The organism is Nostoc sp. EspVER01, assembly GCF_034530635.1.
Taxonomy (GTDB): domain Bacteria; phylum Cyanobacteriota; class Cyanobacteriia; order Cyanobacteriales; family Nostocaceae; genus Nostoc.
Genome location: NZ_JAVRCS010000017.1, coordinates 31,162 through 43,204, shown reverse-complemented (window position 1 = coordinate 43,204; position 12,043 = coordinate 31,162). Strand labels below are relative to the sequence as shown.

At 47.1% G+C, this 12,043-nt stretch carries 4 protein-coding genes; 2 read left to right on the top strand and 2 right to left on the bottom strand.

Annotated features, from left to right (window positions below):
• Nucleotides 1-150: 150 nt before the first annotated feature.
• Nucleotides 151-582: an ATP-binding protein gene (locus RMX69_RS16280; protein ID WP_289796034.1), complete on the bottom strand. Its 432-nt coding sequence runs from the start codon at nucleotides 580-582 to the stop codon at nucleotides 151-153.
• A gap of 36 nt (nucleotides 583-618) precedes the next feature.
• A complete protein-coding gene (locus RMX69_RS16275) occupies nucleotides 619-2,076 on the bottom strand; it encodes a GAF domain-containing SpoIIE family protein phosphatase (RefSeq protein ID WP_322638050.1) in 1,458 nt (485 codons plus the stop codon).
• A gap of 418 nt (nucleotides 2,077-2,494) precedes the next feature.
• On the opposite strand from RMX69_RS16275, the gene RMX69_RS16270 reads away from it, so the two are divergent.
• Both RMX69_RS16270 and RMX69_RS16265 read left to right on the top strand, forming a co-directional pair.
• Nucleotides 2,495-9,148 carry a polyketide synthase gene (locus RMX69_RS16270; protein WP_322638049.1) on the top strand — a complete coding sequence of 2,218 codons (6,654 nt, stop codon included), beginning with the start codon at nucleotides 2,495-2,497 and terminating at the stop codon, nucleotides 9,146-9,148.
• A complete protein-coding gene (locus tag RMX69_RS16265) occupies nucleotides 9,145-12,024 on the top strand; it encodes a type I polyketide synthase (RefSeq protein ID WP_322638048.1) in 2,880 nt (959 codons plus the stop codon). The genes RMX69_RS16270 and RMX69_RS16265 overlap by 4 nt, the downstream gene beginning before the upstream one ends.
• Nucleotides 12,025-12,043 lie beyond the last annotated feature (19 nt).

The window sequence follows — 12,043 nt, the reverse complement described above, 5'->3', positions numbered from 1 at the left end:
CCAAATAAAAAAACATCCCAAATTTTCTTGTGGGATGGGTGTCCCCACCCGTCCCAGATTTAGGGCGCTCATGTTGCCCACCCCACAAACTTGTATCCTGTTAAGTTCATTATTCTTTGTTTTTAATAATTAATATTCCTGCGAACTTACTTAACTGATTCCCAATCCATCGTCACGATTCACAATTAAAATATTACAATTTTGGTTTCCGTCTTGTTGGTAAATAAACCGATCTACGCTCTTCAGAGCTAGATAAACTCCCAAACCGCCAATCTGTCGTTGCTGTAGCGACTTGTTCAAATCATTTGGAGTTAACTTCTGGGTAGGGTTGAAGGGAACACCAGTATCTTTAATCGTAATGGTCAAGGAGCGATCATCAAGATCGGCTTTTAAAATCAATATGCCTTGGCGATTTGCTGCCTGATAACCGTAATTAATGATGTTTGTAGCGATTTCATCGACCGCTAAACGCAGTCTATAGGAGGTTTTTTTATTCAAACCTGCTACCATTGCTGCTGCCATCACATATTCTGCGATCGCCTTTAAAGAGTCCAGTGTTCCAGGCACAGTTAAAGGTTCCATATTTTACGGATTGGGAGTGAGTGAAAGGTTGAAATTTTAGTCTGATGCCTTTCTCTGCACAATCAGCATTGTGATGTCATCATACTGAGGTGCGTTGCTGATGTGAGCGAACAAATCAGTTGTAATGCGCTCTAGCAGGGGAGATGGCAAAAGTGCAGATTGATCTAGGAGCGATCGCAGTCGCTTTTCAGTAAAAAACTTACCGCTGGGGCTGCGTGCCTCAGTTACCCCATCGGTATAGCCAATTAAGATATCGCCTGGTTCCAACTGTACTTGTTGAATTTTAAATTTCATATTAGGCATCATCCCTACCGCTGGCCCGGTTGAGTTGAGACTGGCTTTGATACCAGCCTCACCAACAACAAACAGAGTTTCGTGTCCACCATTGATGTAGGTGAGAATGCCAGTTGCCGGATCTAGCACGCCAAAAAACAGCGTGGCAAACATACTCATCTGGGCGTGCTGTTGGGCGATGTAGTTATTCGTGAGCGCTACTGCTTTCAGGGGGTTAATTTGGTATAAATTGGTTGCCATCTCTGACTCCAGTAAAATCGATAATTCCTCCTCATTGGCAATAATAGAGAGTCCGCCCAAACTAATTTGTCCAGAAAAAATACGGATTAAGCTCCGAAACAAAGCCATAAATAATGCAGCACCTACACCTTTGTCGGCGACATCAGCAATAACTAGCCCCAAGTAGTCACCAGGTAGCATAAAAACGTCGTAGAAGTCTCCAGCAACTTGACGCGCAGGAGAGAAAAACGTGGCAATCTCTAAATTAGGTAGCTGTGGGATTTCGTTGGGTAGAAAATCTCTTTGGATTTGCCGCCCTTTTTCTAATTCGTAGTTGAGCGCTTTGGAATAGGTTTCAATTTTCCCATAGAGCTGGGCATTTTCTAAAACTATCGCGATTTGGTCAGCAGTGAGCTGCATCAGATGGGCAATTTCTAGGCTAAAGTGCCCCGGTTCTTGGTGTAGCAAGGTAAGAATACCTAAGACCTCTTCATTCCTGAGAATGGGAACAGCTAATGCTGAACGTACAGTGTAAGGCTGATTGGGCAACTGCAACCAACGATCGTCGGTCTCAGTGTCTACGATCAATCCGATCTGGCGCTGTCTGTATACCCAACCGGCAAGCCCCTGTGCTAAAACGCAACCAATCAGGCGATCGCGCTCCTTCAGTGCTGTCTCCCTTTGCGTGAGAATACTATCGGTGACAGCACCCTGGCGATCGAGTAAAAACAGACTGCCTTTTTGGGCACCAGTAAGCTGACTACAAACATCTAACGTGTCTTGTAAAGTAGCTTTCAACATCTCTTCTTCGGGTGAAGCACGGATGATTGTCGCTACTGAATGCTCCAGCAGCTTTTTTTGAGCTTGGAAAGCAGCTTTTTCTGTTTTTAATTCAGCTACCTCTCGCCGCAGAGACTTCAGTTCCTCAATTAGCTGTTGATTCTCTGCTATGCCATTCTCTTCATCAGATTGTTGGATCATGAATGAACCTGTCGCTTTATTATAGGGGTAAGATTTAGCATGGCAATCCTCAACTGATTCAATGTATCTGCTAATAGGTAGAAATATTACAAGTCTCCGGCGCTAACTATTAAGTTATTTTCATGTAAAAGTCATCCCTTAAATAGTTGAGAATTTATAAAATTTGTGCGTGAAGAGTGAAATCTTGGTATCCTGAACAATACCAAGATTTTCTCGGAGAATACCAAGATTTTTCGGAGAACACCAAGATTTTTCGGAGAACACCAAGATTTTTCGGAGAACACCAAGATTTATCAAACTGATGGCTTCATCAGTCTGATGAATGTTCAATACCTTCATTTAATTGCAGATGTTGGCTTGTCAATGTGCTAGAGATTAGCGATCTGAACAATTTCCAGGTTTATAGGAGTAGCCATGCATGGAAAAACAACATACTAGTGAGACGCTAGTAGACGTATTGCGCTACAGAGCTATTCACCAACCTCAGACGCTAGGCTATACCTTTTTGGTAGATGGTGAATCTGAGGGAAGTAGACTCACGTATGGAGCACTGGATAAACTGGCAAGGGCGATCGCTACCTACTTGCAAACATTTGCAAAGCCAGGCGATCGCGTACTCCTACTCTACCCACCTGGTTTAGAATTTATTAGTGCCTTTTTTGGCTGCTTATATGCTGGTACGATTGCGATTCCTGCTTATCCGCCTCGGCAAAATCAGTCGATTGCTAGGTTGGGTGCGATCGTTTCCGACGCCCAAGCAACTGCTATCCTGACAACAACAGCACTATTGCCAATCGTTAAGAACTACTTTGCAGACAATCCAGAACTAGCATCTCTAAAAGTCTTAGCCAGCGATGTGATTTCTGAGGCAATCGCACAGGAATGGAAAGCACCTAATATCAATGGAAAGACTTTAGCTTTCCTGCAATACACCTCCGGTTCCACGGGAACGCCCAAAGGGGTGATGGTAAGTCACAGTAATCTGTTGCACAATTTAGCCTATCTGGATCACGGTTGGGAACACACATCCGATAGCGTCATGGTGACGTGGATTCCATTCTTTCACGATATGGGGCTGATTTATGGAGTACTCCAACCCTTGTACAAGGGATTCCCTTGTTACATCATGCCACCTGTAGCCTTTATAGCGCGTCCCATTCGCTGGCTCCAAGCTATTTCTCACTATCAAGCAACACATACTAGTGCGCCAAACTTCGCCTACGATCTGTGCATTCGTAAAATTACCCCAGAACAACGTGCCAGCCTGAATCTCAGTTGTTGGCAGATGGCTTTAAATGCTGCTGAACCAGTCAAAGCAGAAACGTTGGAACAGTTTGCCAAAGCATTTGCTTCTTGTGGGTTTCAAGCAACAGCTTTCTGTCCGGGTTACGGACTCGCTGAGGCAACATTGAAAGTAACTGCCGTGCAAACACAAGCCGAGGCGATTATTAGCAAGGTTGAGGCAACCGCGCTGACACAAAATCGAGTAGTGTCAGCAACAGCAGACCATCCCAATGTGCGGCTTTTGGTTGGATGTGGCAATCACAGGCAAGGCGATACACAAATAGCGATCGTTCATCCTGAATTGTTGACGCGATGTTTACCCGATGAAGTCGGCGAGATTTGGGTAGCAGGAGCAAGTATCACCCAAGGCTATTGGCAGCGACTTGAAGAAACAAAACATACATTTGCAGCCTATTTAGCAGATACAGGAGAAGGCCCGTTTCTCCGCACGGGAGACTTAGGCTTTTTGCAAAATGACGAGCTATTTATCACCGGAAGACTCAAGGATTTAATTATTATTCGAGGACATAATCATTATCCTCAAGACATTGAACTCACAGTTACAAATAGTCATTCGGCTTTGGGAACGCAGGGAGTAGCCGCATTTACGATCGAGGTAGACGGTGAAGAGCAACTCGTTGTGGCGTGTGAAGTCGAGCGAACTGCTATGCGGAAGCTTGATGCAAGTGAAGTAATTGGCTCCATCCGACAAGCAGTCACAACACAGCACGAATTAGAAGTTTATGCCGTCTTGCTGTTGAAGCCAGTCAGTATCCCCAAGACTTCTAGTGGGAAGATTCAGCGCTATGCCACTCGCGCAGGATTTTTGGCGGGGACTTTGGAAGTGGTGGGAGAGTGGAGGAAGGCAGGGGAGCAGGGGGGTAGCACTTCTCTACGAGAGGCTTCGCCAACGGCTACGCTCAGTGACCGAGGAGTAGGGGGAGCAGGGGGAGCAGGGGAGCAGGGGGAATTGAGAAGTCGCAAGTCAGGAGAAAAGGGAGCGGCGGAAATTCAAGATTGGTTGGTAAATAAGATTGCTCAGCGACAAAACATTGCACCCCAATCAATAGATCCGCGTGAATCGTTTGCTTACTATGGGTTGGATTCTATTGCCGCAGTCAGCCTGTCGGCAGATTTAGAGGATTGGTTAGGTTGTCAGTTGTTGCCTACTTTGGCTTACGATTACCCGACGATCGCAACTCTATCAGCCTATCTCACAGAAACTTTATCCCAACGGCGAGAATCTCCACAACCTACACGTAATCTTAAATCTGTCGAGGCGATCGCGATTATTGGCCTTGACTGCCGCTTTCCCGGAGCTAATAACCCAGAAGCCTTTTGGCAATTACTACGCAATGGTAAAAGTGCCATTGAGCAAATTCCCGCCAATCGTTGGGATTCTCATCTTTTCTATAACCCCATCCCTGCCCAACCAGGGAAAATGAGTACTCGTTGGGGTGGATTTATCGAGCAAGTTGACCAATTCGATCCCCAATTTTTTGGTATTTCTCCTCGTGAAGCCGAGCGGATAGACCCGCAGCAAAGGCTGTTACTAGAAGTGAGTTGGCAGGCACTAGAAAATGCTGGATTAGCAAGCGATCGCTTGACAGGCAGCAACAGTGGTGTATTTATCGGCATCAGTACCAATGACTATGCTCGATTCCAGTTTGAGCGGTTGTCTGATATTGATATCTATGCCAGCACAGGCAACGCTCTGAGTATTGCCGCTAACCGCCTATCCTATCAGTTCGATTGGCACGGGCCCAGTTGGGCTGTCGATACTGCCTGTTCTTCATCTTTGGTTGCAGTTCACCAGGCTTGTCAGAGTTTGCGTTTAGGGGAATGTGACTTGGCTTTGGCAGGTGGTGTTAATTTAATTCTCACCCCCCAAATGACAATCGCCCTCTCCCAAGCAAGATTCATGTCGGGGGATGGTCGCTGTAAAACCTTTGATGCGGATGCAGATGGTTATGTCCGGGGAGAAGGTTGTGGGATTGTAGTGCTGAAGCGTTTTACTGATGCCATCAACGATGGGGATAATATCCTGGCGCTGATTCGCGGCTCGGCAGTCAATCAGGATGGTCACAGCAATGGACTGACTGCTCCTAGAGGAATTGCCCAACAAGGCGTTATCCATCAGGCGCTTGTGAATGCTGGAGTCGCACCCGCAGCCATTAGCTATGTGGAAGCTCATGGGACAGGTACAGCTTTGGGCGACCCGATTGAAGTTAACTCGTTGCAATCAGTGTTGATGTCAGGTCGTTCCCCAAACCAACCTTGTGCGATCGGTTCGGTAAAGACTAATATCGGTCATTTAGAATCAGCAGCCGGAATTGCAGGGTTAATAAAAGTTGTACTGGCTTTGCAACATGAAGAGATTCCCGGTACGCTTCATCTCAAGGAGCTAAATCCGAAGATTACCATCCAAGACACGCCTTTTTCAATTCCTAGCGAAACTCAGAAGTGGTCTGGTTTTGGGGAGCAACGTTTTGCAGGAGTAAGTTCCTTTGGCTTTGGCGGTACGAATGCCCATGTTGTTTTGGAGGAAGCACCGGGGGAGAGTAGGGGGGCAGGGGGCAGGGGGCAGGGAGCAGGGAGAGCTGGGGAACTGGAAAGCTGGGGAGTAGATTTTCACGGCAAATTGCTATTGACAATTTCGGCAAAAAGTGAAATAGCGTTACGGGAATTAGTTCGGCGGTATGTGGCGTTTTTGGAGTTTCATTCAGAAGTAGCTCTGGGGGATATTTGTTATACGAGCAATGTGGGGCGATCGCATTTTAACCATCGACTAGCTCTGGTTGCAGAATCCTCTGAGGAATTTTGCGAGGAACTCGCAGCGTTCATTTATAATTCACCTTCTAGAACAGGCGATCGTTGTCAGGGAGTTGCTTTCCTGTTCACCGGTCAAGGTTCGCAATATATCGGTATGGGGCGGGAAATTTACAACACGCAACCCGTTTTCCGGCAAGCCATAGAACGCTGTGCTGAAATCTTGCAGCCATACTTAAATCAACCTCTATTAGAGGTTCTATATCCTATAAGTGAGTTAGACAACACAACTCAAGCCTCTATTAATGAAACTGCTTATACTCAACCTGCTTTATTTGCATTGGAATATGCATTGTCTAAGCTATGGCAGTCCTGGGGAATCAAACCGAGTGTGGTGATGGGACACAGCATCGGCGAGTATGTTGCTGCTTGTGTAGCAGGAGTGTTTAGTCTAGAAGATGGACTGAAGTTGATTGCCGCACGGGGAAGACTGATGCAAGCGTTACCGTCTGTAGGAGCAATGGTAGCGGTTTTTGCCCAGTTGCAAGAAGTATCGAGCATTATTGATGAGTATTCAGATTTGGCGATCGCAGCAATGAACGGCGCACATCTGATCATCTCAGGTGGATATCAATCTATTACATCGGCTGTGGCCAGGTTAGAAGCAAAGGGAGTGAAGACAAAACCACTTGAGGTTTCCCATGCTTTTCATTCGCCATTGATGCAACCCATGCTGGCGGAGTTTGAACAAATTGTCCAGCAAGTAAACTACTATCCGCCAAACCCCGATATTCGCTTTATTTCTAATCTCACCGGTCAACTAGCAAAAGCAGAGATCGCCACGCCTGAATATTGGGTAAAACATGTGATCCAGCCAGTCCGGTTTGCTGATGGGATGGCAACTCTAGCAGAACTGGGAGCCTTAGCGTATTTGGAAGTAGGGCCGCAACCGATTTTGTTGGGAATGGGTCGCCAGTGCTTACCGAGTAACGAGTATGTGTGGCTTCCCAGCCTCAAAAAGGAATCGAATTCTCAGCAGATGTTGTCCAGTTTGGCAACTTTGTACGAGTCTGGAATATCAGTTGATTGGGTAGGCTTTCATCATGGCTCTCAACATCGTCGGGTAATATTGCCCAATTATCCCTTTGAGCGATCGCGCTTCTGGATGGAAACTGCATCTAATAACGTGACTGCTAGAGAATCGCTCTGTTCGCCAGCCGAAATCAAGCATTTGCTCGTGCCCCAGTTGGCTGAATTGACAGCCCAACTGAGTCTAAAAAACTATGGGGAAGCTCTAAGTACTTTGGAATCACTGAGTATTCCTTATGTGGTAGCGGCATTCCGGCAGATGGGGTGGAGTTTGCAGCTAGGCGATCGCTATTCCATCCCCCAACTCACCAAACTAGGAGTCATCGAGCAACATCAGAAACTCGCACTGCGCCTGTTGGAAATGCTGGTTGAAGAAGGAATTCTTCAGCGAATTGGTAATCAGTGGGAAGTAACTCGAATACTAGAGTTACCGACACCAGAAGCGCAACTGGATAATTTGCGATCGCAATATCCCCAAGCAAATGCAGAACTGACACTGCTAGAGCGTTGCGGTTCGCACCTGGCTCAAGTACTCCAAGGTGAAACTCGCCCACTGGAGTTGCTATTTCCTCAAGGCGATTTGACAGCATTAACCCAGCTTTACCAGGATTCCCCCGGCGCAAAGGTGATGAACGCACTAGTCCAAAAGGCAATCTCAACCGCGATTTCTACTGATACAGTGCGTATTTTGGAAATTGGAGCCGGAACTGGCGGAACAACTGCTTACCTCCTACCTCATCTCCCAGCAGATCGAACTGAATATGTGTTCACAGACTTAGGAACATGGTTCACTGCTAAGGCTCAAGAGAAATTCCGAGATTACCCATTTATTTGCTATCAGTCTTTAGACATCGAACAAGACCCCCAATCGCAGGGATTTACTAACCATCAATACGACATCATTGTGGCAGCAAATGTTCTGCACGCAACCGAGGATTTACAGCAAACCTTACGTCACGTTCGCAGCTTATTAGCACCAGGAGGATTGTTAGTGTTGCTGGAGGGAACAAGTCCCCGACGTTGGTTAGATTTGGTCTTTGGATTAACGCCAGGGTGGTGGAAATTCTCAGACTACGAGTTGCGACCATTCTACCCTTTGTTAGCGGTGACTGACTGGCTGGAATTGTTGTCTGATTGTGGGTTTCAAGAGGCTGTGCATCTTGCGCCTGATTCCCAAGCCATCGGCGATTCATTCCAACAGGTTGTCATCCTGGCTCAGAGCATTAGCACCGATAACCCAGTTAACCACAATAGACTTCTTGCAAAAAACACTTTTGCAAGAGTTGGGAAAAGGGAAAAGGTTAAAGGGGAAGGGGAAGGGGACAATACAAAACCTTTACCCTTTCCCCCCCGCCCCTTATCCCCAGAGGGGACCCCACCTTCCCCTTTTCCCGACTTATGCGAGAAGTCTAATCATCTTCCATCGCCCATTCCTGCCACCATCAACACGCCACAATCAACATTTCTCCAATCGCTAATAGCCATGCCTCCACGAGTGCGACAGGAGGAATTAATTACTCATCTCCGCTCATTAGTAGCCAAAGTTTTAGGCTTAAAGCAACCCCAGTCCATCGGTTTGCAGCAAGGTTTCTTTGAATTAGGGATGGATTCATTAACTGCTACGGAGTTGAAAGAGCAATTGCAAAATAGTTTAGGCTGTTCCCTTTCCCCAACCACACTATTTGATTACCCGACGGTGGCAGCGTTGGCGAATTATCTGGAAACGCAAGTGTTGTCGCACTTAGATCCACAAGCATCAACCCAGGAGGCTGCCTTTAACTCAGAGAATTTCCAGCAACAAGCCTTACTGGAAGAATCATCATTAGAAGAAAAGAGAGTGAGATTGTCATCGCCGGAGCAATCGCTTGACGAAATTGCAGATTTGCTGGCTGCAAAACTAGCATCAATCAGAGAGGGAAAACTGCTATGAGTCGTCCTTCCGAAACCAGAGATTATGGACAATTGATGCAGAACGCATTGCTGGAGCTATCAGCCCTCCAAGCAAAGCTGAATACTCTCGAACATGCTGCAACTGAACCCATTGCAGTCATCGGTATTGGTTGCCGCTTTCCTGGAGGAGTTAGCTCTCCAGAGGAGTTATGGCTGTTATGCAAAAATGGTGGTGATGCGATCGCCGAAGTTCCTAGCGATCGCTGGGATGTAGATGCTTACTACGATCCTGATTTAAGTAGTTATGACAAAACTAACACCCGTTGGGGTGGCTTTTTAGCAAATATCAATCAATTCGATCCCGGCTTTTTCGGAATTTCCACGAGCGAAGCAGCTAGTATTGACCCCCAACAACGGCTGCTATTAGAAGTAAGTTGGGAGGCATTAGAAAACGCTGGATACGACCCCTTACAATTGGCTGGTTCTCAGACTGGTGTGTTTATGGGAATTGCCACTTGTGATTATTACAAAGCCATGACCGCAATTCCCACGAGAGCCGGTACAGGTATTGCCAATAGTATGGCGGCAAATCGCCTGTCCTACTTTTTGGATGTGCGAGGCCCTAGCGTCACAATCGATACAGCTTGTTCGTCGTCCCTGGTTGCCATTCATACCGCTTGCCAAAGTCTGCGGCATCGAGAGTCAAATCTCGCATTGGTGGGCGGCGTGAATATTATGTTGTTACCGGAGGTGAATATTACCTTTTCCCAAGCTGGCATGATGTCATCTGATGGACGCTGCAAAAGCTTTGATGCTACAGCCGATGGCTACGTTCGAGGAGAAGGATGTGGGATAGTTATCCTGAAGCGTCTTTCAGATGCAGTCAAAGATGGCGATCGCATTCTAGCGTTACTGCGGGGAACCGCCGTAAATCATAACGGCCGCAGTGTTGGCCTAACTGCACCAAATGGGTTGGCTCAACAAGCAGTGATTCGGCAAGCACTGGCAAATGCCAAGGTGGCATCCCATGAAATTGACTATGTTGAGGCACATGGTACGGGTACTCCAATGGGGGATGCCATCGAGCTACAAGCAATCTTGGGGGTGCTAGGACAGGGGCGAACCCTCGACCAACCCTGCGGACTAGGTTCTGTAAAAACTAATATTGGCAACCTAGAAGCCGCTGGTGGAATTGCCGCATTCATCAAAACTGTTCTCTGTTTGCAACAAGGAGAAATTCCCCCTCATCCCCATTTCAAAACCATCAATCCTCATATTGACATCAAGTCAACACCATTTTTGATTCCTACAATCGATCGTCCGATAGATATCAAGCCTCGGTTTGCTGGCGTTAATTCTTTTGGTTTTGGCGGTACTAATGCTCATGTAGTACTGGAAGCAGCAGAGGAGGGCAGCACTTCGACTACGCTCAGTGACCGGGGAGCAGGGGAGCAGGGGAGCATACTTCGACTACGCTCAGTAACCGGGGGGGCAGGGGAGCATATCAAATCGCTGTTGACGCTTTCGGCAAAAACTGAGACAGCGTTACGGAAACTAGCAAGTTGCTATGCAGATAGTTTTCTAAACTATGCTGCTCAATCGATTCCCGATATCTGTTTCACAACTAATATCGGTCGATCGCATTTTAACCATCGTCATGCCATCATTTCATCAGGCGATTTACCTCATTTAATCTCCGAACTGAGGACATTCGCCACTAGCAAACAGACGACAGGACAGCTACAGCCAAATCGCCCGAAGATTGCATTTTTGTTCGCTGGACAGGGTTCGCAATACGTTGGTATGGGATGGGAACTTTACAACAGCCAACCTATTTTCCGTGCTGCCTTAGACGAATGCGATCGCATCTTACGCTCTTATTTGGATCGGCCACTGCTGGAAGTACTGTATCCATTAGGGGAAGGGGGAAAGGGGAAAGGGGAAAGGGAAAGAAACTTAGTGCCTCATCTTCTAGATGAAACTGCCTATGCCCAACCTGCTCTTTTTGCCGTAGAGTATGCCTTAGTGAAATTGTGGCAGTCATGGGGCATTGAACCCGATGCGGTGATGGGTCATAGCGTCGGAGAGTATGTAGCTGCTTGCGTGACAGGTGTATTCAGCTTGGAGGAAGGGCTGTACTTGAGCGCCGAACCGGGACGACTGATGGCAACGCAGCCCAGAGAAGGGCAAATGGTGGCGGTGTTTGCAGCTAAGGAGATTGTAGAAGAGGCGATCGCATCTTATCAGGATGCTGTTGCCATTGCGGCCTTTAACGGCCCTACTCAAACTGTGATTGCGGGCGATAGACAAGCGGTTGCAGCAGCAATTGCCCGTCTGGAATCCGATTTCATTATGACTCGCGAGTTGAATGTTGCCCACGCCTTTCACTCACCCTTAGTAGACCCCATTCAAAATGCCTTTGAGCAAACTTTGAAGCAAATGCAGTTTCATCCACCTTGTCTACCGTTTATCTCTCATCTTTCGGGAGAATTTGAGGCAGGGGTACTAGATGCTAACTACTGGCGCTCCCAACTGCGATCGCCGGTGCGTTTTGATGGAGGTATCCAGACTTTAGCAGAGGCGGGGTATAAGATTTTTCTGGAAATTGGCCCAACAGATACTCTGGCAAGTATGGGTAAGCGCTGTCTACCGAAAAACACTGCCACTTGGTTGTCTTCTTTAAGACAAGAACGCGATGACTGGCGATCGCTGCTCGACAGTTTGGCTACTTTATACAAGAAGGGTATAAACATTAATTGGTCGGAATTTCATCGAGATTCTCCCAGACAACGAGTTGCTCTGCCCACTTATCCTTTCCAGCGCCAACGCTGTTGGAATGATTCTTTTGGAATTAAGGCTTACGCAGAGGTAAGGGAAAATCGAACCACAGAGGACGCAGAGGGCACGGAGGAATAAGAGTTTTAGAGAATTTTTA